At 44.2% G+C, this 23917-nt stretch carries 21 protein-coding genes and 1 riboswitch; of the genes, 7 read left to right on the top strand and 14 right to left on the bottom strand.

Annotation, left to right across the window (positions count from 1 at the left end):
- Together GGD38_RS19670 and GGD38_RS19675 are read right to left on the bottom strand one after the other, a co-directional pair.
- Positions 1-786, bottom strand: coding sequence for a hypothetical protein (locus GGD38_RS19670; RefSeq protein WP_375302099.1), 786 nt, complete (start codon positions 784-786; stop codon positions 1-3).
- Positions 787-1038: 252 nt separating this feature from the next.
- Positions 1039-1257, bottom strand: a complete 219-nt coding sequence (locus GGD38_RS19675; RefSeq protein ID WP_375302100.1) for a hypothetical protein — start codon at positions 1255-1257, stop codon at positions 1039-1041.
- A gap of 201 nt (positions 1258-1458) precedes the next feature.
- On the opposite strand from GGD38_RS19675, the gene GGD38_RS19680 reads away from it, so the two are divergent.
- Positions 1459-2094 carry a phosphoribosyltransferase gene (locus GGD38_RS19680; RefSeq protein WP_375302101.1) on the top strand — a complete coding sequence of 212 codons (636 nt, stop codon included), beginning with the start codon at positions 1459-1461 and terminating at the stop codon, positions 2092-2094.
- 244 nt (positions 2095-2338) lie between these two features.
- On the opposite strand, the gene GGD38_RS19685 is transcribed toward GGD38_RS19680, so the two are convergent.
- From GGD38_RS19685 to thiS, 10 genes are all read right to left on the bottom strand, one after another.
- Entirely contained in the window at positions 2339-2692 is a 354-nt protein-coding gene (locus GGD38_RS19685) for an HPF/RaiA family ribosome-associated protein (protein ID WP_375302102.1), read from the bottom strand.
- A gap of 52 nt (positions 2693-2744) precedes the next feature.
- A complete protein-coding gene (locus GGD38_RS19690; protein WP_375302103.1) occupies positions 2745-3296 on the bottom strand; it encodes a flavodoxin domain-containing protein in 552 nt (183 codons plus the stop codon).
- A 21-nt stretch (positions 3297-3317) separates the two neighbouring features.
- Positions 3318-4151, bottom strand: a complete 834-nt coding sequence (locus tag GGD38_RS19695) for a hypothetical protein (RefSeq protein ID WP_375302104.1) — start codon at positions 4149-4151, stop codon at positions 3318-3320.
- A 329-nt stretch (positions 4152-4480) separates the two neighbouring features.
- Positions 4481-5593: a 2-iminoacetate synthase ThiH gene (thiH, locus tag GGD38_RS19700; RefSeq protein ID WP_375303865.1), complete on the bottom strand. Its 1113-nt coding sequence runs from the start codon at positions 5591-5593 to the stop codon at positions 4481-4483.
- Complete coding sequence (locus GGD38_RS19705; protein WP_375302106.1) at positions 5586-6359, bottom strand: thiazole synthase; 774 nt, start codon at positions 6357-6359, stop codon at positions 5586-5588. Before GGD38_RS19705 ends, thiH begins: the two co-directional genes overlap by 8 nt.
- 10 nt (positions 6360-6369) lie before the next feature.
- Positions 6370-6993, bottom strand: coding sequence for a thiamine phosphate synthase (locus tag GGD38_RS19710; protein ID WP_375302107.1), 624 nt, complete (start codon positions 6991-6993; stop codon positions 6370-6372).
- 98 nt (positions 6994-7091) lie between these two features.
- Entirely contained in the window at positions 7092-7841 is a 750-nt protein-coding gene (locus GGD38_RS19715; RefSeq protein WP_375302108.1) for a hydroxymethylpyrimidine/phosphomethylpyrimidine kinase, read from the bottom strand.
- Complete coding sequence (locus tag GGD38_RS19720) at positions 7798-8481, bottom strand: thiamine phosphate synthase (protein ID WP_375302109.1); 684 nt, start codon at positions 8479-8481, stop codon at positions 7798-7800. Before GGD38_RS19720 ends, GGD38_RS19715 begins: the two co-directional genes overlap by 44 nt.
- Complete coding sequence (gene thiC / locus GGD38_RS19725) at positions 8481-10367, bottom strand: phosphomethylpyrimidine synthase ThiC (RefSeq protein ID WP_375302110.1); 1887 nt, start codon at positions 10365-10367, stop codon at positions 8481-8483. The genes GGD38_RS19720 and thiC overlap by 1 nt, the downstream gene beginning before the upstream one ends.
- A 200-nt stretch (positions 10368-10567) precedes the next feature.
- The gene (thiS, locus tag GGD38_RS19730) at positions 10568-10771 is read right to left on the bottom strand and encodes a sulfur carrier protein ThiS (protein ID WP_375302111.1); all 204 of its coding nucleotides are present in this window, start codon (positions 10769-10771) and stop codon (positions 10568-10570) included.
- Positions 10772-10839: 68 nt separating this feature from the next.
- A riboswitch (TPP riboswitch) is annotated at positions 10840-10932 on the bottom strand.
- 421 nt (positions 10933-11353) lie between these two features.
- Between thiS and GGD38_RS19735 the strand changes: the two genes are divergently transcribed.
- From GGD38_RS19735 to GGD38_RS19750, 4 genes are all read left to right on the top strand, one after another.
- Entirely contained in the window at positions 11354-12187 is an 834-nt protein-coding gene (locus GGD38_RS19735) for a glycoside hydrolase (RefSeq protein WP_375302112.1), read from the top strand.
- 455 nt (positions 12188-12642) lie between these two features.
- Positions 12643-12930, top strand: coding sequence for a hypothetical protein (locus GGD38_RS19740; protein ID WP_375302113.1), 288 nt, complete (start codon positions 12643-12645; stop codon positions 12928-12930).
- A 191-nt stretch (positions 12931-13121) separates the two neighbouring features.
- Positions 13122-15422: a TonB-dependent receptor gene (locus GGD38_RS19745; RefSeq protein ID WP_375302114.1), complete on the top strand. Its 2301-nt coding sequence runs from the start codon at positions 13122-13124 to the stop codon at positions 15420-15422.
- A 504-nt stretch (positions 15423-15926) separates the two neighbouring features.
- Positions 15927-17345 (top strand): hypothetical protein, encoded by a 1419-nt coding sequence (locus GGD38_RS19750; RefSeq protein ID WP_375302115.1) that lies wholly within the window; start codon positions 15927-15929, stop codon positions 17343-17345.
- Between the two features lie 324 nt (positions 17346-17669).
- Here GGD38_RS19750 and GGD38_RS19755 read toward each other — a convergent pair whose 3' ends face one another.
- Entirely contained in the window at positions 17670-18578 is a 909-nt protein-coding gene (locus GGD38_RS19755) for an AraC family transcriptional regulator (RefSeq protein ID WP_375302116.1), read from the bottom strand.
- 99 nt (positions 18579-18677) lie between these two features.
- On the opposite strand from GGD38_RS19755, the gene GGD38_RS19760 reads away from it, so the two are divergent.
- The gene (locus GGD38_RS19760; protein ID WP_375302117.1) at positions 18678-21017 is read left to right on the top strand and encodes a DUF5703 domain-containing protein; all 2340 of its coding nucleotides are present in this window, start codon (positions 18678-18680) and stop codon (positions 21015-21017) included.
- Positions 21018-21043: 26 nt separating this feature from the next.
- A complete protein-coding gene (locus GGD38_RS19765) occupies positions 21044-21748 on the top strand; it encodes a hypothetical protein (RefSeq protein WP_375302118.1) in 705 nt (234 codons plus the stop codon).
- A gap of 130 nt (positions 21749-21878) precedes the next feature.
- Here GGD38_RS19765 and GGD38_RS19770 read toward each other — a convergent pair whose 3' ends face one another.
- On the bottom strand, positions 21879-23894 hold the full coding sequence (locus GGD38_RS19770; RefSeq protein ID WP_375302119.1) for a glycoside hydrolase family 127 protein: 2016 nt from the start codon (positions 23892-23894) through the stop codon (positions 21879-21881).
- Between the last annotated feature and the right edge of the window lie 23 nt (positions 23895-23917).

Consider the following 23917-nt stretch of genomic DNA (forward strand, 5'->3'; position numbering starts at 1 on the left):
TTACTTTTTGAAGTTCAGGTTAACGCCTACGCTTAAGTTTATTGAACTGCAATCATATACTTTATGGTCGGGCATCAGGATGCCGCGTGCCATCATTTCGGCAACGTAATCGGCATTTACTTTCAGATCGGGTTTGTAATACTCATAATCGAGTTTTACATACAGATCGCCCGAGCGTACAAGCATAACCCCGCCGTCGAATGAAATGCCTGAACCTGTCAATATTTTACCGGTGGTTTTAATACCTTCTGTTCCTGTTTTTTCTTCGTTGATCTTTGTAAACTGGCTCGATGACATGTTTTGATCGACCCTTACAATGGGGCAAATGGCAAATTTGCCAATGGTGTATACTTTATACTGAAGCTCGATACCGCCTTTCCAGGTAATGAAGGCTTCACGATGCCCTTCGCCAAGGTTGACCTTTTTCCAATAATACTTCAATCCACCTACGGGACGAACCCACAGGTTATCATTAAAAAATGCAGTTTTAAAACCGATAGAGGCATTAAGACCGCCCTTAAAAACGTCGCTTAATTCAGAATTGGCAGGAGAAGCAAAACCGGCATCTGCATCGAGCGCAAAACGCCATTTCTTTTTAACCTTTGGCTTTTTGGTTTTACCATTTTCAACGGTAATCAGCGGTGTGGTTAAACCTGAAGATGTTGTTGTTATTGCAGGAGCTGCAGGGGCCAGCTTCGCTGACGAATCAGTTTGCGCCTGTACTACCTGCTGCATAAACAGCACAGAAAAGACCCATAGGATACGACGGATACAAAGGGTTTTCATTGGATATTTTTTATAATCTGTCTACAAAATAAGAACACGGTGTTCTGACGCCTGGTTATTTTAGTATAAACAACATGTAAAAACAGCATCATTATCAGCACTATATGCTGAATTATTTACCCTGTTATTGGCCGCATCAAAACACCCTATAGCACTATAAAACGCTAATATCCATAGTTCTATTGTATCTGTTAATTAGTTGTTTGTTTTAGTAGCAAAGAACATTGAACTGTGAACTGTGAACTATAAACTCTATGCTTCCGGCTCCTTGTCGCCCTGTTTACCTGGCTGTTCGCTGGGTTCTGGTACAGGAATTTCGCCGGGTGAGGTGCCACCGGGGTCATCTTCGGGTTCAATTTCCGGTTCCTGGAAAGGTGGTGTAGGCCGGTTAGGCACTGTTTCAGGCGTAATTTCCGGATTTTCAGGTTGAGGTATCTCTTCTGGTTTATTAGGATTTGTTTTCTTGGCCATAGTATTTCATTTACACCCTAAAATGCAAAAGGCATTCCATGCCTTGGTTAACAAGTTAACATGTTGACTAATTGGTTTAAACTTCAAGGCTCAAAAGCAATGGCAAAACCCTAAAAGCGCAGCACTAAAAACTGGGAACTGGGAACTGGGAACTGGGAACTGCAAACTTCCAGGTGGCACGATTGTTCCATAAATAATGCTATGAGCTCCCACTTTATGTTCCAGGACCGCATCGATGCTGGCCTGGCACTGAGCCAGCATTTACAACACTATAAACGTGTTGATGGCGTAACGCTGGCCGTTCCGCGCGGCGGCGTACCGGTTGCTTTTCCCGTAGCCAAAATACTGGAGCTACCCCTTGATATTATATTATCGAAAAAGATCGGTCATCCCATGCATAAAGAATATGCCATTGGGGCAGTAAGTTTAACCGGTAAGATCGTTGCACCAAATGCAGCCGCAACAGACGATTATATAGAACAGGAAACGATGAACATACGTGAGCAATTAAAGCAGATGTATGTAAAGTACATGGGCGATAAAAAACCAACGCCCGTAAAAGGCAGGATCGTTATCATTATCGATGATGGTGTTGCTACTGGCAATACGTTATTGAGCACCATCGACATTATACGTGACGAACACCCGAAAAAAATTGTGGTGGCTGTACCAGTGGCATCGCAACAGGCAGCAAAGAAACTAAGCGAAGTAACCGATGAATTTGTTTGTGCCTGGATACCCTCTAAGTTTAATTCTGTAGGAGAATTTTATCTTGACTTCACCCAGGTTACTGATGAGGAGGTTATAGAGATGCTTAATGCGCAGCTTGAGAAATGAAGAATAAAGTTGACTAGTTAACAAGTTAACGAGGTTTTCCTATGTGCGGCAGTCTGATTAATAGTTGATATGTTGACAGAGATGATAAAGGCAAGTTGACGAGTTAACAGGTTGACAAGTTAACAAGTAATGCGAACCTCGCGGGCATGGTATTATTGCCGATTGCCGATTCACGATTGCCGCAGACGTGAGCTTCAAAATTGAACGGCCCCTTTCACGTTTCACGTTTGCCGATTGCGGGCAGCTACACCTTAACCGTACTCGTTATCTGATCGGGCAAACCCTGTTGTAACCTGGCTTGCTCCTGAACCGCTTTTTCCAGCTCATCTACTGCGGCACAAGCGCTTTCATTAAAGCTGGCCGAACGGCGATGCACAAACAGTGAATCGCCATATAACGTGAGCCTGATCTCACAAATCTTATTTTCCAGTGGAGAAGCAGCAGCATCGTCGCGCAGTACGATTTCGGCTTTAACAATATCTTTAATTAGATGAGAAAATGACAGCACTTTCTCTTTCACGGGTTTCAATAAGGATTCATTCACTTCCGAATGCGGGGCATGAATCTCAATAATCATTGACTCAAATCGGAATGCCATAAAAAAAGTGTATATTCTAAGTTACGACTATAAATGCAATAAAACGTGAATTTTAATCTGCCCACATCTTTCTGCCGGCCACTTTATTGAAAGAACTTGTTTGCACATCGTTCACTAACTGCAACAAAGGAAGAATATTATCTTTATTCATAGCATCAAAACCATGCACCATTCGTTCCTTTTCATCCGCATCATTTGTGGTACGGGATGCCAGTTTAAGCATCAGTTTATGGAGCCAGCTAAGGTCATTGATCACCAGCCGGCCACGGAAATAGAAAACTGTCACAAGGTCTTGCAACAGCGCCGGAATATTATGCTTTGCAATTTGTTCAAGCACATCCTTCTTATCGGCAGGCGTAGCACAAACAATAAACAAAAACACTTTCTTTCGCAGCAACTGATGCGCATGTTTCTTCAGCCAGTCGTGCAATGTTAACTGACCGGCATATACCGAGCCGCCAACAATAACGACATCTGCGTCATCGAGTGTTTGATTTAACAATTGTTCGGGCGTGAACAGCGGCCAGTTCAATGCTTCGCCTATCCAGGTGGCATATTGCCGGGTAGCGCCGTATTTTCCTTTATATACAATGATCCCTTTCATATGACAGGTTTTATATGGTGGTTAATGATGTGTGATAAAGAAAGGCAGATTAATAGTCTTTAACAACAACCCGGCAGTGGCAGGTTTGAAAACACCCGATAACCAGCTTCGGCCAAAAGCGCCCATTACGACAATGGTGTTTTGTTTACCTAACAACCGGCCATATAATTCTTCTGAAGCTTTTCCTTTCAACACCTGAAAGCCAATGCTGGAATAATGCATGCGAAGCCATTTACCCAGTTTGTCTTTTTCGGTAACCGGTAATGAATCGTCTTTGTTTACTTGTAAAACGATGGCTTTTTTATCGGCCAGTTCGGGGAATAAATAAGTGAATTGTTTAATAGCAAAAACAGCGGAGCGGCTGCCATCATAGGCAAATACAATTTCTTCAATACCCGTAACGCTCGATGGAGCCACCAATACAGGACATTCTGCATTGGCCAGAATTTCTTTTACCAGGGCGGTAGGCGCTTCTTCCAACCTCTTCTCAAACGACAGCGTAGGTTGTACTATTACCAGGTCGGCAAACCGGCTTTCTTCTAAAATAGCCTGGGCGGCATTTCTTTTCGTGTTATTTAATACCTGGCAACGAATACCTCTTACAGCACAGGTACGTTCAAATTGTTGTATAAAGGCGAATTGTCGTCTTTCAGCAACGGTGGGTATGCAATGGGTTGATACAGTTTCATTATGCTGCGCAACAAACGCCACATTAGCCACAGCTTCCTCTTCACGGGCATCGCCCAGAAAATAGCCTATCAGCGTTGAATGCGTGAACGTTGCTACGTTACAGGCAAAATGAATAACCTCTGTGTCAACGTGATCGGCATCGATGGCCAGCAGGATCTTTTTCATGGTGATTTATTTTACACCAAAGCTATTCCTGAAGGCTTACTATGAAGATGACCTTTATTAGGCCGGGGAATGATTCTTGTCAAAGGGGCAGGCCGGCAATCGTGAATCGGCAATTGGCAATAATTTCCCAATTTCCTGGCCTCGCTACCGTGAAACGTGAAACGGCAAACGTGAAATGTGAAATGCTCACGCTCATCAACCCGATAACTATTCGTCAGTCTGCTGCACAGAAACCCTCTATCAACTCTATCACCTCTATCAACATATCAACTATTAATCAACCCGCCGCACAGAGTAAATTCTAGTCAACCCGTCAACTCGTTAACCCGTCAACTCAACGCCCCATCCCAATCCTTCCAAACCGGTTCATACCCAATAGATGAAATAACACGGGCCATTTCGGCCGGTGTGCGCTCATCGGCTATTTCAAACTGTTCGAGCGATTCCGGTTCAACGGCATAGCCACCGGGATTTGTTTTTGACCCGGCGCTGATAGAGGTAATGCCTAACCGCATAACATTATCCCTGAACCTCGGATGCTCGCGCGTTGATAACGACAGCTCTACCTCCTGGTTAAAGATGCGCCAGGCGCAGATCAGCTGCACCAGCTCGCGATCAACCATTTCAATCTTAGGTTCCAATCCGCCCGAAAAAGGCCGCAGGCGTGGAAAGGAGATACTATATTTTGTTTGCCAGTAAGTGCGTTCAAGATAATTCAAATGCAAAGCGGTAAAAAAAGAATCGGTGCGCCAGTCTTCCAAACCTATCAGTATACCCAAACCGATCTTATGCACCCCTGCCCTGCCGAGACGGTCGGGCGTTTCAATACGATATTGAAAATTCGATTTCTTGCCTTTGGGGTGATGTTTTTTATAATCTTCGCGATGATAAGTTTCCTGGTACACCAGTACCGTATGCAACCCTTCAACCGTTAGCTCGCGGTAATCTTCTTCATCGAGCGGTTGCACTTCCATAGAGATATGGGCAAAATGATTACGCAACAGACTGATGGCATTTTTAAAATACGGCACATGCACGGTATGATTGGCTTCTCCTGTTACCAGCAATACATGCTCATACCCCATTTCTTTAATAGCCATGGCTTCCTGTAATATTTCGGTGGCCGACAGAGTTCGCCTGCGTACTTTGTTATCTAAACTAAAACCGCAATAGGTACAAATATTATTGCACTCGTTAGAAAGATACATGGGCACATACATTTGGATGGTTTTTCCAAAACGTTGCTGTGTGAGTTGCTGACTTAGCTGTGCCATGGGCTCCAGGTACTTTGCTGCCGCCGGCGAAATAAGCGCCATAAAATCATCCAGCGTTCTGCTTTGTTTGCCCAATGCCGCTTCTACATCCGCAGCTGTTTTGCTGTAAATGCGTTCCTTTACCTCGTCCCAACTATACTGATTGAAGATATTGATAAAACTATCCATGGTATTCATCTAAAAAAGCCGTTAAAGGACTGCTTGCTATTGCTGTATTCAAAGGTTTGGCCAACCGGGCCTCATATGCTATACGACCTGCCTCTACTCCCATTTTAAATGCAGTGGCCATTTGCACCGGATTACCAGCCACCGCAATGGCCGTATTTACCAGCACCGCATCGGCGCCAATCTCCAGCGCTTTTGCTGCATCGGAAGGTGAACCAATACCCGCATCTACCACTACCGGCACTTTGCTTTGTTCAATAATGATCTCGAGGAAATCTATGGTCTTTAATCCTTTGTTGCTGCCGATGGGTGAACCAAGTGGCATTACTGCCGCAGCGCCCGCTTCTTCCAGCCGTTTACACAAAACAGGATCGGCATGAATGTATGGCAATACCACAAAACCAAGCTTTACCAACTCTTCGGTTGCACGTAAGGTTTCTATGGGATCGGGCATCAGGTACTTGGGGTCAGGGTGTATTTCCAGCTTCAGCCAGTTTGTTTGCAAAGCTTCACGCGCCAGTTGTGCTGCAAATACCGCTTCTTTGGCAGTACGCACGCCCGATGTATTGGGTAATAAATTGATATGCGAATGTTGCAGGTGACGTAAAATATCGTCCTGCGGATCATTCATATCAACCCGTTTCAATGCCACCGTCACCAGTTCTGAGCCCGACGCTACCAATGCTTCTTCCATCACATCTACAGAGCTGAACTTACCGGTACCGGTAAATAACCGGGAGTTGAATGTTTTGTCTGCTATTTTTAACATAACACTTCTTTTAATTGAACAACTCGTTTATTTTGTCCACTTCTGCCAGAGGATCTGACGCAGTCATGATAGCCCCGGAAACAGCTACACTATACAAACCAGCATCACGCAAACCCGGAACATCATCGCTTACAATACCACCAATGGCTACAATGGGTAATTGAATATTGGCCGCTCTTACCTGCTGCATTATACGTTGATACCCTTCAAGACCAAGGATGGGACTTAACTTTTCTTTGGTAGAAGTAAAACGGAAAGGTCCCAGCCCGATATAATCAACACCTTCCTGCACCCGTTGCTGGATATGCCCGAAGGTATTGGCAGTGCCCCCTATTATCATATTAGGGCCTACAATGGCGCGCACTTCGCGGGGCAACATATCCTGCAAACCAACATGAATACCCCAGGCGCCCACAGATTTGGCTACATGCGGATAGTCATTTATCACCAGCTTTGCATTATACAGGTCGCACAAAGCCTTTGCTTTTTTTGCTTGTTCTAACACAACGGCTTCAGGCTCCTTCTTCACTCGTAACTGTACCAACTTACAACCTGCCTCTAGTGCTTCTTCAATAGCGTTCAGGTGCGTTTTTGTTGCGGTTTGTTGTGAAATAAAATACACGCGCTCTAACATACTATATCTTGTAAATTGAGATTTGAAATTTTTATTTGGATCTTGGAATTTGAGATTTGGATTTTTTTATTTGGATCTTGGAATTTGAAATTTGGATTTTATGTATGATATCCCAGTAATGACTGGTTGCTGTTTAAAAAGGTTTCAACATATTTTTTTGCTAACCGGCAGGCTTCCTTTAATGAATGGCCTTTTGCCAGTTGGGCGGTAATAGCAGCGGCCAATACACAACCCGATCCATGTTTGGGAAATGCCTGTTTTACACCTGCGCTAATGATCGTATGACCATCGGGTTCGTATAAGGTATCTGTTCCAATGGCATCGGGGCGGTGACCGCCTTTCAATAACACCGAACAAAACCTGGCCTTCTCTTCTTTTATCAATTCTTCTTTTGTGATCGATTGCAACCGCTGCAGCTCATTATAGTTGGGCGTTACCAGGGTTACCGTTGCCAGTATGGCTTCCAGGCTATGAAAGGTATCAACCGAATGAAAATCATAACCGGCGCTGGCTTTTAATACCGGGTCCCATACAATTTTAATGGCAGCATTGTGCTCTTTTAAAAATCGGATCACTTCTATCAACGTTTCCGGTGAATTAATGATGCCGATCTTACAGGCCATGATCCCGAACTTGCTTATCAATGGTTGCAGTTGCTCAATGATCTGTTCGGCCGAAAGCCAGTGCAGGTTTAAAAAGCTGTCATCGGTTTGAACCGTTAAGGCTGTGCAAACGCCAAAACCGTATACGCCGTGTTGTTCAAAGGTTTTGCAATCGGCCAGCACGCCGGCGCCCCCACTGGGATCAAAACCGGCGATGGTCAATACGTATGGTCGTGGCGATTGCATGATTAATCTTTTTAAATTGTTCAACTGCTTTTTCCGGTTCGTTCCAAATGGCACCCAGCAATGCAGCCCCATCAAAATTCATGGCAGGCAGCTTACCTACATTATCAGCATCAATTCCACCCAACGCAATTACCGATACCGCCTTTTGTTCATCTTTCAAATAAAAATCATCATCGATCACACGCTTGTAATCCTGTTTCGAAATACTATCAAACACAGGCGAAAAGAAGGCATACGAAAAATGTGATGACAAATTTTGCAGCACAGGTATCTCATGCACCGAAGTACTAAAGATCCGTATGGGCCGGTCCCCTTCCGAAAGGGGGCTCGCCCTCTGCTCCATTTGCCAGGGAGAGCTCCCTTTGAAAAGGGAACCCTCCCTTTCTGCCTGCAGGCGATGCTCTTCTCTATAATGCAGTCGATGCATACCATATTCCTCCATCAAATGAAAGAAACCATGCATAACAATGCGATAATGATATTTAGTTGGTATGGCTTCTATCAACTGCCGCACCGACTGTTCATCGGCATTGGGTTTACGCAGGTGAAACACTTCCAACCCTTCAGCAAATAACTGCTGAATGATCTCCGCCTCACCAGGTAACATAGCGGCATGTGATATGACAATTAATTGAAACATTATAAATACAATTGACTTCCTTTTTCAGCAAACTCTTTCGATTTCGCTTCCATTCCTTTTTGAATGGCATCGGCATCCTGCAAGCCATTGCTTTCTGCGTATTCCCTTACATCCTGCGTAATTTTCATTGAGCAGAAATTGGGGCCGCACATAGAACAGAAATGCGCCACTTTGGCGCCATCGGCCGGCAGGGTTTCATCGTGAAACTCGCGTGCCGTATCAGGATCGAGCGAGAGGTTGAACTGATCTTCCCAACGGAATTCAAAACGCGCTTTGCTCAGTGCATTATCGCGGTATTGTGCACCAGGATGCCCCTTTGCCAAATCGGCCGCATGTGCCGCTATCTTGTAGGTGATAACACCATCCTTTACATCTTTTTTATTGGGCAGTCCTAAATGTTCTTTAGGTGTTACGTAACATAACATAGCCGTACCAAACCAGCCGATCATGGCAGCCCCAATGGCCGAAGTAATGTGGTCATAACCCGGAGCAATATCAGTAGTCAAAGGCCCGAGCGTATAGAACGGGGCTTCATGACATTCCTTCAACTGTTTATCCATATTCTCCTTGATCATATGCATGGGCACATGGCCGGGCCCTTCAATCATCACCTGCACATCGTGCTTCCAGGCAATTTTGGTAAGCTCGCCCAATGTTTCCAGCTCGGCAAACTGTGCAGCGTCATTGGCATCGGCCAAACTACCGGGACGTAAGCCATCACCCAATGAGAAAGCCACATCATATGCTTTCATGATCTCACAGATCTCTTCAAAATGCGTATACAGGAAACTTTCTTTATGATGCGCCAGACACCATTTGGCCATAATACTACCACCGCGCGAAACGATACCAGTAACACGTTTGGCAGTCAAAGGAATATAACGTAACAGCACACCTGCATGGATGGTGAAATAATCTACCCCCTGCTCGGCCTGTTCTATCAATGTATCTCTAAACAATTCCCAGGTCAGGTCTTCAGCTTTTCCATTCACCTTTTCCAATGCCTGGTAAATAGGCACGGTACCAATGGGCACTGGTGAGTTACGAATGATCCACTCCCTGGTTTCATGAATATTTTTACCGGTGCTTAGGTCCATAATAGTATCGGCGCCCCAGCGGCAGGCCCATACTGCTTTTTCCACTTCCTCTTCAATGCTCGATGTAACGGCTGAGTTACCAATATTGGCATTGATCTTCACCAAAAAGTTGCGCCCGATGATCATGGGCTCACTTTCCGGGTGATTGATATTGCTGGGGATAATGGCGCGGCCTGCGGCCACTTCGTCCCGAACAAACTCCGGTGTGATATAATTCTTTGGTGTATTGGCGCCAAAGCTATGCCCGGCATGTTGTTGCGACAGTAATGCATAGCTGCCATTCAGTTGTTCTTTCAACAGATCTATGCGCTGATTTTCACGAATAGCTATGTATTCCATCTCCGGCGTAATAATGCCCTTCTTTGCGTAGTGCAGCTGGCTTACATTAGCGCCGCTTTTGGCGCGCCGGGGTTTACGAAGATGTTCAAACCGAAAAGCATCGAGCTTTTCATTGTTCAGGCGCTCCATACCGTAAGAAGATGACACCTGTTGCAACTGCTCTGTATCATTACGATCGATGATCCACTTTTCACGCAGCGGCGACAAACCTTTCTTTACATCGATGATCACATTGGGATCGGTATACGGACCGCTGGTATCATACACAGTAACGGGCGCATTCTTTTCAGTGGCGCCTTTTTTTCCATGCAATGCAGTATCGGTAAGCGAGATCTCGCGCATGGCCACTGCAACATCTTTATGCAGCTGCCCTTTTACATATATTTTCTTCGATCCGGTAAAGGGATCGCAAGTAATCTTTTGCTGATTGGGAATACTTTCTTTCTTCATAATCTTTTATTGTTAGAAATGAATGAGCGATTGGGAACTGTTACCGGTTAAAGGTTTCAGGGTACCAGGGCCTTAATGCAAATGCCCGCCTTTACTTAAGCTGCTTTAAATTTGAGCCCCGGCAACAGGCAACAGGTAACCGGCAACTGCACTGTATTTCATTAGCACATTATCTCATTATCACATTATCACATTGGTATTCATCCTCCTTGAGTAGCTCTTATTAGCATAACCTTATCTGCCTCGCGTAACATATACACAGGCCAATCGGTGCTGGGAATAACGGTTTGATCAACCGCTACTGCCAAACCGGCCACAGGTATGCCTAATACCTGGGTAAGCAACTGCTCCAACGAACATTGATCTGGAATATCCCTGCTTTGTTGATTGATAATGATGTTCATACCAACTGTTTTAAATACTTCAGGGAATGAACATGCAGCAAAAGAGAATAAAGAGAAAGAATATATAATAGAAGACTTTCACTTTTCCCTTCGGCAGTATGAACTGCATCAGGTTCAAAGGGTATTATCTCAGTCCCTAATGGACACCCCTAAAGTGCGGTAAAGGTATACAAAAATTGGAATTACAAAACTTTTTTCACGGGCGAGCTCATTTTTTGCCCCTAACATTAACAATACTGTCATATCTGCTTTCATCCTGCCGATGATCTTAATTTGTAAATCACTGAATCAAAAACAGCTATTTTAATGCATGTTTAAACAGGTGTATGGTTGACACTTTCGTTGTCCCCATTGAATTTTAGATTGATAAAATAGTTTAAATTAGTTGACGAGTTAACAGGTTAACAAGTTGACAAGGTTATACTCTGTGCGGCGGGATGAGTAATAGTTGAAAGGTTGATGAGCGTGGAGCATTTCACGTTTCACGTCTGCCGTTTCACGTTTCACGATAGCGAGGCCTAAATTTTCGGAAATCATTGCCGATTCACGATTGCCGATTGCCGATTCATAAAAACACGTCATATGAAAAAAATGAAACCTTTCCTCATGGCAGGGATGATTACCTTGCTATTTACCCAATGTAAGAAAACAATAAAAGAAACAACGGCGCCTGCCGGTAATAACAGAACAGCCACACCTGAAGCATTTGAAACAGTGATCGACGGCACGTTTGCAAACTACACCACCTTTGAACAGTACTGGAATTATTTATATCCCTGGGGCAGTGATCATAACGGTTCTGCACGTATGTATGGCAGCTCAACCGACCACAATCATATTTATCTCGATGCATCGGGCGTGTTAACCATTAAAGCCACCCGCATCACCTGGAATGAAGGCAACAGCAGTTCGAGCCCATACTTAGCTATCCGATATCATTCAGGCGCCATCAATACCAGGTTTCATGTACTATGTAATGACCAATTTCCCAACTATGAAATAAGAGGTGATTTTCAGGCGCCTTCGGTAACAGGTTCCTGGCCTGCATTCTGGCTTACCGGTGTAAACAGCTGGCCGCCCGAAAGCGATATTATGGAGTTCAAAGGAAATAGTAACAATTGGCAAAACACCTTCCGTACCAGCAGCGATGTATCATCTATTATCACCAACGTTTCATCACCAGGCAACTGGCACACCTATCGCATCTGGATGACAAAATCAACAGCTACCGATGTGATCATTCATTACTATATAGATGGTGTTTGGAAAGGACAGCATACAGGAAATTTTGTGGGCAAGCCCATGTATATAATCATCAATATGCAAATGGAAGGTAGTAGTGGTTCACCCGGCCCAACAGCAGATACCTACCTGCGTGCGCGGAATATATATGTAGGAAGAACAAGAGCTTTCTAACTAAAGCATACAACATGAAAAACTGAGAGTCGGGAAGTCAGCAAAGTCCGGAGATAAGAAAGATAGTTACAGAGAGGGTTTCTTTCAAACCTCCGGACTTTCCGACTTTCGGCCATGCTATCCATTTCTGCGCAACACCGCCGTCTAAAATGTGTCTGCCAGTATTGGGTTAACAGTGGCCATCCCGTTCGGTATCACCGATCTTGCTTAAAACTCTATAACACACAACGATTGCATAACAAAAGTACAATGGCTTACCAGGCTTGCTCATGATATAACGCAGGGAATAATATGATATAAATCAAGAGATAGTCTGATACTTTTCAACTATTATAATCGTTTACCTTATATCTTTGCTGGAAATTCAGGTTTTGAACAAATGGTGGACGATAATATTCTTGATAAGCATGCTGGGGCAAACCTTCAGCAAAAGCCTTATCGTCCTGAATTTCAAGATGAATCAAAAGATCATCGCCGCCACCTTGTGTGAAAACCGCACAAAACCCAAAACCTGCTGCCAGGGTAAATGTTACTTAGGTAAGCAGTTAAATAAGGACGAGAATTCGCAAAACACGCCATTAAACGGTGGTTCAAACTTTAAGTTCGAGATAGTACTGTACAGCGAAAAGAAAGTTGAGACCCACTACTTTGTATTCAACGAAAAACCGGTACATGTATCGCGGTATACCGATCCCATTTCTCAAAAGGTAATAGACGCCGTTTTCCATCCTCCGCAAGCGTAACTTCTTTCCAACACAACCTGTTTACATTCATTTTAGTATTGTTTTTTGTAAGTCTATGCTTATGCCCATGGCATACATATTTCTTACATATAATACTGTTCCTGTGTTCCAATAACTTCAACCTAAGCATCAGTAGGATGAACAGGCCATGTATTGCCTGAATGCTACCGCATGCACCAACGTTATCTTTTATGAAAGTCTTTATAAACAGTGTGATCGCTATCCTGATCATATTGACAGGCGCGCGCACTTATGGCCAAAACAATTGTTCAGGAAAAGTAATAGATGCCGCCACCAATGAGCCGCTAGCCAATGCATCGATACAGATCAGAAATACCAATAAAGGAACTGTTACCAATAACAAGGGTGAATTTTCATTACCGCTTACAAATACCGAAAACGAACTTATAATATCTTCATTAGGATATTTACCAGTAACCATTACCAATACTACGCTGCAAAAAGAATGGCTGATATCGCTGCGCAGCAACAATAACAGTATGCAGGAAATTGTGATCAGCGCCAGCAGAACAGCCCAAAAACGAAGCGAAGCGCCGGTAGCCATTGCCACCATCAGCAAACAAACGATGGAAGATACCAGGGCCACACGTATAGATCAGCTGGTAAATAAAGTGAGTGGCGTAAACATGGTGAACCTGGGCAATGAGCAACACCAGATGAGCATTCGCCAACCCATGACCACCAAGAGCCTGTTCTTATATCTTGAAGACGGCATTCCTATTCGCACCACCGGCGTGTATAATCACAACGCCCTGCTTGAAATGAATATGCCTGCAGCCCGCCAGATAGAGATCATAAAAGGCCCTTCCTCTTCACTCTATGGTGCAGAAGCCATTGGCGGCGCCATTAATATTATAACACAGGCGCCACCAGCCGTATTCAGTGGTCAGGCCAGTGTGCAGGCAAATAATAATGGCTATAAAAGAGCCGATGTACAAATTGGAAATACCTTTGGCAAATTCGGCTTACTTATAAGTGGTTATTATGCCAACCGCCAAAACGGCCCCATCGATCATAGCGATTTTCATAAAACAGGTATTACCCTGCGCGGTGATTACGCCATTAGCGACAAAACAAAATGGGTGAATGACATCACTTATGTAAATTATTTCAGCGATATGCTGGGTTCGCTCGACAGTGCGCATTTCGCCAATAAAGATTATAGCACACCACAAACCTTTACCTATCGAAAAGTGCCTGCCCTGCGGTATAAATCGCAATTGTTTCACCAATGGAACAGCAACAGCAGCACCCAGGTATCGTTTGTTTTTCGTGATAACTCGGTACAACAAAACCCATCGTACCGGGTAAAAAATATAACCGCCGATCCTACTCGCGCTTATGGCGAGATCAATGAAAGCGCTTTCAATACCTATATGCTGATCGCTCAACACCAGCAATCGTTTAACTTTTTAAACAGTAAATTAATTGCCGGTATATCGGTTGATAACAGTCCGTCAACCTATAACAGCAACTTCATTAACATCAATCGCGACGAACGCGGTTATTATGTAAGTTATGCTACTACCGACTCAGTACTTAGCCAGTACAAAACAGGCATCAACAACCTGGCTTCTTATGTTCATTATGAAGCGGAAATAGTAAGAGGATTAAAACTTACTGCCGCCCTTCGGTACGATTTCTATCATTATGATTTTGAGAATGCGTTGCCTCCTTCAGCATTTACCGGGGCGCCTTCTACCACTAACAACTTCAAACGCTTTTCGCCCAAAGTTGGCGCTACCTATAACTATAAAGGCATTGGCTTGTATGCCAACTACAGCGAAGGTTTTGTGCCACCACAGATCAGTGAACTGTATACAGGTGTAAAAGTGCCATACCTGGGCCCACAAACATTTTACAATTACGAAGTGGGCGGCTGGTTCTCTTTGCTGAAAAATAAGTTATATGCCGACTGGAGCTATTACCTGTTAAATGGCACCAACGAGATCATTACGGTAAAGAACCCCGATAATTCAACCGAGAACCAGAATGCGGGTAAAACAAAACATACCGGTATTGAATATGGAATTACTTATCGTCCGGTAAATTCTTTATCAATCAGGTTCAGCGCCGCCAACAGCAAACATACCTTTGGCGATTATGTAGAAAAAGGCGTTGCATATAACAATAATGAACTTGCCGGTGGTCCACGCTTTATTGCCAATGCCGAAGTAACCTACAAACCGGTATTTGTAAAAGGTTTACGCGTAAGCGCCGAGTGGCAACATGTTGGTCCCTACTATATGGACAATGCCAACAGTAAAAAATACGACGGCTTCGATCTGTTGAACCTGCGTGCGGGCTATACCATTCACCAATTTGAACTTTGGGTGAATGCACTCAACGCAACAAATACCTATTACTCCACATATGCCAGTAAAAGCGGCAGTACGTTAAGTTACAACTTAGGTGACCCAAGGGAGTTTACGGTGGGGGTTGCTTATAAGTTTAGGGCTTCAGGAAAATAACTTACACTATTTACCAAACAATCAGTTACAGGTTACAGGATTCAGGTTGCAGGGGTTTATTTTCAAAGCTCATGTCATTGTATTGGCTCCCTGAAACATGTAACGTGTAATCTGGCATTGGTTGCAAGTTCCAGGTTTCATGTTTCAGGGTTCTACCTCGTAACCCACGACAGCGTTGGCTGCAGGTAGAGTGTTTCAGAGTTCATAATTCACATGCGCCACCTGAGTGCTTGCGCAAAGCTACTGATAGCTTGAAACTGAAGCCGCTGGCCAAACAATCGAGCGCCCCAAAATTAAAGCCCGGTAACCGGAAACAGGTAACTGGCAACTTGCATCCTGTCGGAACCTGGAACCTGCATCATGCAACCTGTAACCTGAAACAGTAACTAATTTACAATAATCATTCTACTAAATTAAATGCTTCGTAAAAACATATACAAGTACCACAGGTACCTATCACTCATTATTGCCATACCCGTACTACTGTGGGCAATCAGCGGCTTTATGCATCCATTGATGACAAACATAAAGCCCAGGGTGGCTTTGCAAAAATTATCACCAGTAACCATTGACAGCAGCGCCATACGTGTGCCTTTAGCAATTGCTTTGCAGCAGAACAGGATCGCTTCGTTTCATTCGGTAAGGCTTATACATATCGATACCAATTTCTTTTACCAGGTACAACCGCAGGTAAACAAAGCACCGGTATACCTAAGCGCTTCTAATGGCAAATTATTGCCAATGGGCGATTGGTTGTACGCGCAATACCTGGCCAGGCTCTTCCTGGAAGGACAACCTGCCTCCTCCCCTTCTAACCCACATGCCGCGCATATAGCTATGGCCGAAGAAGAAGGTCACGACTGTTGTAATGCAGCTACTGCCTGTGTGCTGAACAATACAACCGGAACTAAAGTAGCCAATGTATCACGGTTAACTGCATTTGATAAAGAATACAAATATGTGAACCGGATCTTACCGGTGCATAAAGTAACATTTAACCGCGCCGATGGTATTCGCATTTATGTTGAAACCACCCAGGACCGGTTTGCGTTTGCCATGGATAATAAACGGGCTGTATTTGATAATATCTTTCAATTACTGCATACCTGGTCGTGGCTCGATGCATTGGGTACTACCAAATTGTATTCTATTATTGCTATTTGTCTGCTGGCGTTCACCACATCTGTTTTGGGTATTTATATTTTCTTCATCACGAAAACAAAGAAAATGAATGGCAATGGCACGCTAAAAGCCCGGCGTAACCACCGGTACACTGCCATTGTAGGCGCCGCATTTACTATAGCCTGGGCATTCAGCGGCGGTTGGCATGCATTAGAAAAATTCAAGACCGATGACCGCGATGCATTTTATATAAGCAACCATTTCCCGGCTAAGATCAATTTAGATTTTGCGCGATTGCAGCAGGCCGTTAACAAACCAGTGAGTAATATCAGTTTGATAAAAATGAATGAGCAAACCTGGTGGCGCGTGCTTACCAGTACAGATATAGCGTTTGTGAACGCCGGCGATTATTCTGTTCTACCTAATGGAGAAGAAAAATATGCAGGCTGGCTTGCCACTCAATTCAGTAAACAAACGGCAACTGCCATTAAATCGGTAACAGCCGTTACCAAATTCAACGATGAATATAATTTCAGCGATAAACGTTTACCCGTTTGGAAAGTAAGTTATGCCAAACACCCCGACAGGTATTTTGTAGAAACCTCTACCGGCAGGTTATCTGTACGTGTAAACGATAGTGAATTAAGAGAAGGCTATTCTTTTGCAATTTTACACAAACATCACTTTATGGATTGGGGTGGTAAAACGGCAAGAGACTACAGTACCATGTTTTGGGTGTTCTTTCAGATCGTTTTGATCGTAGTTGGATTGATGCTTTGGTGGAGGAAGAGTACGAAATAGGTTGCAAAACAAAAAAGTTCTGGATCACACAACACAGGTTCAAGATCACATCGCAAAGGTTCGTGATATCGCAGCATAAGTTCGTGATATCATGCTAAAGGTTTGCAATATCAGGCAGCAAGTTTCCAATATCAGCCGGCAGGTTGCGAACTATTCAGTCAGGTTGCGAACTTATAGCGTGAAGTTGCGAACCGGTGCTGTATAATTGCGAACTTATAGGGTGAGATCACGAATTTACGGTGTAAAGTTGCAAACCTGCACTCCAAAATCACATACTTACGCCGGTAGGTATCGCACCTACGCGGTACTGTGGCTCATATATACCTAATCCTTTTTCTGCGACCGGTATTGCTTGGGCGACAAACCTATGATCTTCCTGAACCGTTTTGAAAAATAATACGGATCATCGAAGCCCATGCTTAAGGCAATGTCTTTTACCGAGCTGGTACTGAAATCGAGCTGCTGGCTGGCCTTTTGCATTTTCATTTGAATGAAATAGTCAATAGGCGCATAGCCGGTCTTTTGTTTGAACAGGCTTGAAAAACGCGAAGCAGAATAATTGTAATGACTGCTAAGATCCTGCAGGGAAATATTTTCATTGATATGCTCCTGCATATACAAAATGGCACTGTCGACCACATCGAGCTTATCGGTGGGACTAACGGTGGTATGTTTGGAATTATAAATGAACAGGCTCAGGAAATGCGGCAGGCACATATTGGCAAAAATGAGGTTATCGGTACTATACCCCAATTCTAACGCCTTATACATACGCGAGAACATGGTAATGATCTCTCCGCTGCTTTTTATATAAAATGGTTTGAAATGTTTTTGAACCGCATGAAGCTCGTTGAACTTAGCCAGCGAATCGCCGCCGAAATGGATCCAGTAAATGGTCCAGGGATTATCATCGGCACTGGCATAAGCATGTTCAACATTTTGTGGAAGGATAAAGAACTGGTTCGGGCCAACTTCAGATCTTTTATCACCGATCTGATACCAGCCACAGCCATCGACACAATAAAATAAAAAGTTTTCTGGTAACCCCTTCTTCCGGTAAGTATAATGACCACGCGCGTTAGGATAATACCCCAGGCTGCACAGGTACAACTGATTCAACATGGCATTCGGTTGGATCTTTTGCTTTAGCACCGTTTTGGGTATCTCTATTCGCTGGCGGCCGATGCCATACCAGATGTTCTTATGGGACCCCTCTTTATTTTTCGCATTCATATGGTATAACAATAAAATTTAAGGCAAGATACTTACATTCGCTGATTCCCGGTCACCCCTTATACCTCCCGGACCGGAAATTTAGAATGTATAATACTCATGAACACAAGATACGCAATATTGCTTTTAGCCTTTTTCATTTGTCAATTGTTTTCGCTGGTTTCACAGGCACAGCCCGTACTCCCCTCCTATAATGTTACCTGGAATTCGCAAAGCCAGCATGCTGCCGGCTCTATGCCCTGTGGCGGCGGCGATATTGGTTTAAATGTTTGGGTTGAACATGGAGAATTATACGTGTACATGGCCCAGAGTGGTTGCTTTGATGAGAACAATGCCTTGCTAAAACCAGGCAGATTACGTGTCAAATGCACACCCAACGCTTTTGATGGTAAATATTTTAAACAGGAGTTGAAACTGGAAGAAGGTTATATACAGATCGACGGACAGAATAACAAACTGCAAACAACCATTAAAGTATGGGTCGATGTATTTCGCCCGGTTATACATATTGATGTTTCGGGTAACGAAGCCATAAAAACCGACGTATCATTTGAAAACTGGCGCTATACCGACAGGGTTAATACCAGACGGGCCAATTTTGGCAACTCCTACAAATTTGCACCACAGGGCGAAGTAATTACTAATAAAGATAATATTGAATTTAAAGGCAATAACGTACTGTTTTATCATCGTAACCGAACTGATGGTTCCGATATTTTTAATGTTACGGTAAAACAGCAAGGTCTTGAAGCGGTAAAAGATAAATTATATAATTCTTTAGCCAATCTTACATTTGGTGGTATGTTGCAGGGTACCAACCTGCAACCGGCCGGCACGTATAACGGTAAGTATATAGATACCGACTTTATGGGCTGGAAATTACAGAGCAAAAAGGCAAGCCGCCAACACCAAATTACCGTTACACTACATAAAGCACAAACGCCCACTGCCGAAGCCTGGTTAAACGGGTTACAACAGGCAGCGACAAATACGCCTAAACAGGCAGCAACCGCCTGGCAGCAAACCCGCAACTGGTGGAAACAGTACTGGCAACGCAGCTTTATTTATTTACAACCCAACAAACCCGATACGGCTTCGGCAGTATGGCAAACGGGCCGCAATTACCAGTTGTTCCGCTATATGCTTGGCTGTAATGCCTTTGGTAATTCACCCACCAAATTCAATGGCGGGTTGTTCACCTACGACCCTTCGCTTACCGATACTGCCATACACGTTACACCCGATTTTTGCAACTGGGGCGGTGGTATTCATACGGCCCAGAACCAACGGCTGGTTTACTGGCCTATGTTGAAAAGCGGTGACTATGACGTTATGAAACCCCAGTTTGATTTTTACCTGCGTTTATTACGGAATGCAGAACTGCGGAGTGAATTTTACTGGAACCATAAAGGGGCCTGCTTTACCGAACAGCTTGAGAATTTTGGATTGCCCAACGCCGCCGAATATGGCTGGAAGCGCCCGGCCGATTATGATAAAGGTCTTGAATACAATGCCTGGCTTGAATACGAATGGGATACGGTACTGGAGTTTTGTTTAATGATGCTGGAAACAGAACGGTATACAGGCAGGGATGTTAAAGAATATGTTCCGTTCATTGAAAGCTGTTTACGCTTCTTCAACGAGCACTATCAATACCTTGCCGGTAAACGGGGAAGAAAAGCCCTCGACGGTAATAATCATTTAATAATATTTCCGGGTTCGGCAGCTGAAACGTATAAAATGGCATACAACCCCAGCAGCACCGTTTCGGCCCTGCGCACCGTTCTAACGCGTTTGCTTGAACTACCGGCCACCTACCTTACCGATTCATCACGCGCCCAATGGCAACAGATGCTTACGCGCATCCCTCCCATCAGCTTCAGGCAGTTTGGCAACTACACAACCATTGCACCTGCACAGCTATGGGAACGGATCAACAATACGGAATGTCCGCAATTGTACCCTGTTTTCCCCTGGGGCATTTACGGTGTTGGCAAACCGGGGCTCGACACTGCCATCAATACCTTTAAACACGATACCGACGCCCTTAAGTTCAGAAGTCATGTGGGTTGGAAACAGGACAATATTTTTGCGGCACGTCTTGGCCTCACTAATGAAGCCCTTCAATTGACCACCCAAAAATTAAAGAACAGCGGCCGTCGATTCCCCGCCTTTTGGGGACCGGGTTACGACTGGACGCCCGATCATAACTGGGGTGGCAGCGGCATGATAGGCTTACAGGAAATGCTGTTGCAAACCGACGGCAAAAAGATCTTTCTGTGCCCTGCCTGGCCAAAAGAGCAGGATGTGCATTTTAAATTACACGCGCCTTACAACACTACGGTAGAAGCCTCCGTTGTAAATGGGAAAGTGCAATCGCTTATTGTTTCACCGGAAGAAAGGAAGAAGGATGTGATCGATATGCTGTTGGCGCAATAACAATTAACTAAAATCTGGGAACCTATATGAGATCCTTATTCACCGCTGCATTTGCTTGTTGGGCCGTTAGCGTCTCCTACGCGCAAGGGCCCTGCGACAAAATAAAGTACCTCGACAAACTGGCCATGGCCCCATCGGAACTGCCGGTGCAGGATTTCAAATTATTCGATTATAACCTGATCCCCGATTCGGTAAAGGCCCGTTTGCAAAACGAGATCGTTAAAGAAACATCGGCAACGTTCTATAAAGAATTAAAGGTAAAAACAGTTAAGTATCTCGATTCAACTATAAACGCAAACCTGTTCACGCCGGTTGTAATTACCGACAAAGACGATAATCCGGTTGATTTTGTATATGCCATCTTTTACGAAATGAAGTTCAAAGGCGAAATACCTTTTGTGTTCAAGCTGGAGGTAAAACAAAATGGCGGGTTATTGAAGAATGGGCAATTTGAAGGAATAGTTAACCAGAAGAAGAAGATCATCCCCTGCTCAAAAGCGTTATCAATAGCGGCCACAGATAAAGAAGCGCCTATTACTAAAGTTGGAGATATTTACATTTACTATAATCAAACTTTCAAAACAATAGTGTGGCAAATTATGGAAGCCGACAACACCACCGGCGATAGCCAACACGTAACGGTGATCAATGTGTTTGACGGGGAGATCCTTGACAGGAATGAGTTTCTTAAGGGGATGTCTAATTTTGACAACGAGCTTCAAGTTCCATAGAATATGAAGTAAGAGATAAGAAATAAGAAGTAGGAAATACAACATTCGCGAACCTCGTACTTCTTACTTCGTACCTCCTACTTCGGTCGCTTATTTGCACAATCCAAACAATTAAGAAAAACTTTGCTATTTACTTTCTGATCCAAACAGTCATATCACTCTTACCACGATTACCCCAGGCATAATAGGGAACCATTGTAATTTTAATAGGCGTTGAAGTGGCACGCACTTCTTTATACAGATCATTCGACCAATCGGTTTTTGGTTGCAACATACCAGTGCCCTGTAATGTAGCGATCTTGCTTTTGCTGATGGTTGTAATAACCGGCTTCAGATCGTTCTTTAAGGGAATAGCAATATCAAACACATTGGTCCCTTTTGGCAGATCGGTTGACTCGAGACAATACACAACAGGACCACGTTTTACCGCCATTTGGTTACGCGTTTCTTCAACCAGCGGATTGCTTTCGATTAATGTTACAGGCATGCTCAGATCGAGTTCTACCACATCCCCTGTTTTCCAGGTGCGGTTCAATTCAGCATAGGTGGCAGCCTTTGTATTTACGGCAACCGGTTTACCATTCAATTTTACACTGGCATTCTTACACCAGCCGGGTATACGTAAGAACAAAGAATATGGAGTAGCCGCCGTTTTATTTACAGTGAATTTAATGTGCCCATCCCAGGGATAATTGCTTTGTTGAGCTATTTGCACAGCAGCGCCGTTGAATTGTGTATTCAGGGTATTACCACCATACAAATGCACCCAAACGCCTTTATCGGATGTGGTGTATGCATAGTCGGCCACTTCTGTAATGGTACGCACGGTATTGGGCGGGCAACAGTTCGACAACTTGATATAAGGAATACGACCACCTTCCCAACGTAATGTATATGGGAATTCGGCTGAATGACTCAGCGGGTTTGTATAGAAGAAATTATTTCCATCGAGGCTGATACCCGATAAGATGGCATTGTATAATTCCAGCTCAACCAGGTCGGCATATTTGGCATCGCCCGAAAGCAACAGCATACGCCAGTTCCACAACATGTTACCAATGTTGGCGCAGGTTTCATTATGCGCTGTCATGTTGGGCAACTGGTAAGCGCGGCCATATGCCTGATGCGTTTTTTGAACAAACGGTGGGTTATAAGAAGTACCATAGGGAGAAACGCCATCGTACAACGCGCCGCAACCACCGGTCACATACATTTTACGATGCGCCACATCATCCCAAATGCTTTTCAAACAATCCATCAAAGAATCCTCACCGGTTTCAGCATATACATCTGCAACACCAGCATACAAATAGTTAGCCCGCACCGCATGGCCCATAGCTACTTTTTGCTGACGGAATGGAATACGGTCCTGGTTATCATCGGTACCGCTTTCAACCAGGCCGCGAATATTAATGAGGTTGTTCGCCAGTTGTAAATACTTAGCATCTTTTGTAGTGCGATATAATTCTATTACACCCATGTAATGCGAAGGGCAAATGGCATTACGAGCCAGTTCGGGCGAAGAACGTTTGTAGAAATTATCGAGGTAATCGGCTGCTTTTATTGCTAAGTCGAGCAATGTTCTTTTTCCTGTAGCACGGTAATGCACACAACCAGCCGTCATGAGGTGACCTAAGTTGTAGGTCTCAAAGTTCAGGCGATCTTCAAACGCTTTTGTTTTACCTGAGTTTTTCTCAGCAATGATCACGGGCGTATGAATATAACCGTCGGCCCGTTGACATGCTGCAATTGTAGCAATGGCGGTATCCATCATTACTTCAAGACGTGGATCTTTTGTATCGGCATATAAACCGGCTACGGCTTCCAGTAATTTATAAAAGTCGCCATCATGAAAGGGCGGGCCTTTATGCGTACCGGTATCTTTACCCGCAGCTATCTCAAAGTTCTTATAGGCATGGGCCACGTTGGCATCGGTATAGGTGCGCCACAGGTGAGGCACCATAGAATCTTTACACACCTGCATGCGCTCGCCCCAAAAACCGCTTGTCCAAACAACGGCATCCAAATTAACGGGTTGTAATTTGGCGTGCTTGCTGTTGCTGGTATTCACCAGGCTGTTGCTCTGGCTATACACACAACCACCCGCTACCAACAGGGCAAAGAAAAGATGAATACGTTTATACATAACTTTTACAAAATTTTTCAGGT

Origin of the sequence: Niastella sp. OAS944, from assembly GCA_024809215.1 — a bacterium.
GTDB lineage: Bacteria > Bacteroidota > Bacteroidia > Chitinophagales > Chitinophagaceae > Niastella.

Coding starts and splice junctions, on each gene's coding strand:
- GGD38_RS19745 (WP_375302114.1), top strand. CDS start 13,122: ATGAAAGTCTTTATAAACAGTGTGATCGCTATCCTGATCATATTGACA.
- thiS (WP_375302111.1), bottom strand. CDS start 10,771: ATGAACATCATTATCAATCAACAAAGCAGGGATATTCCAGATCAATGT.
- GGD38_RS19695 (WP_375302104.1), bottom strand. CDS start 4,151: ATGAAAAAGATCCTGCTGGCCATCGATGCCGATCACGTTGACACAGAG.
- GGD38_RS19715 (WP_375302108.1), bottom strand. CDS start 7,841: ATGCAATCGCCACGACCATACGTATTGACCATCGCCGGTTTTGATCCC.
- GGD38_RS19705 (WP_375302106.1), bottom strand. CDS start 6,359: ATGTTAAAAATAGCAGACAAAACATTCAACTCCCGGTTATTTACCGGT.
- GGD38_RS19710 (WP_375302107.1), bottom strand. CDS start 6,993: ATGTTAGAGCGCGTGTATTTTATTTCACAACAAACCGCAACAAAAACG.
- GGD38_RS19770 (WP_375302119.1), bottom strand. CDS start 23,894: ATGTATAAACGTATTCATCTTTTCTTTGCCCTGTTGGTAGCGGGTGGT.
- GGD38_RS19690 (WP_375302103.1), bottom strand. CDS start 3,296: ATGAAAGGGATCATTGTATATAAAGGAAAATACGGCGCTACCCGGCAA.
- GGD38_RS19720 (WP_375302109.1), bottom strand. CDS start 8,481: ATGTTTCAATTAATTGTCATATCACATGCCGCTATGTTACCTGGTGAG.
- GGD38_RS19765 (WP_375302118.1), top strand. CDS start 21,044: ATGAGATCCTTATTCACCGCTGCATTTGCTTGTTGGGCCGTTAGCGTC.
- GGD38_RS19750 (WP_375302115.1), top strand. CDS start 15,927: ATGCATCCATTGATGACAAACATAAAGCCCAGGGTGGCTTTGCAAAAA.
- thiH (WP_375303865.1), bottom strand. CDS start 5,593: ATGGATAGTTTTATCAATATCTTCAATCAGTATAGTTGGGACGAGGTA.
- GGD38_RS19680 (WP_375302101.1), top strand. CDS start 1,459: ATGAGCTCCCACTTTATGTTCCAGGACCGCATCGATGCTGGCCTGGCA.
- GGD38_RS19740 (WP_375302113.1), top strand. CDS start 12,643: ATGAATCAAAAGATCATCGCCGCCACCTTGTGTGAAAACCGCACAAAA.
- GGD38_RS19670 (WP_375302099.1), bottom strand. CDS start 786: ATGAAAACCCTTTGTATCCGTCGTATCCTATGGGTCTTTTCTGTGCTG.
- GGD38_RS19755 (WP_375302116.1), bottom strand. CDS start 18,578: ATGAATGCGAAAAATAAAGAGGGGTCCCATAAGAACATCTGGTATGGC.
- GGD38_RS19675 (WP_375302100.1), bottom strand. CDS start 1,257: ATGGCCAAGAAAACAAATCCTAATAAACCAGAAGAGATACCTCAACCT.
- thiC (WP_375302110.1), bottom strand. CDS start 10,367: ATGAAGAAAGAAAGTATTCCCAATCAGCAAAAGATTACTTGCGATCCC.
- GGD38_RS19685 (WP_375302102.1), bottom strand. CDS start 2,692: ATGGCATTCCGATTTGAGTCAATGATTATTGAGATTCATGCCCCGCAT.
- GGD38_RS19760 (WP_375302117.1), top strand. CDS start 18,678: ATGAACACAAGATACGCAATATTGCTTTTAGCCTTTTTCATTTGTCAA.
- GGD38_RS19735 (WP_375302112.1), top strand. CDS start 11,354: ATGAAAAAAATGAAACCTTTCCTCATGGCAGGGATGATTACCTTGCTA.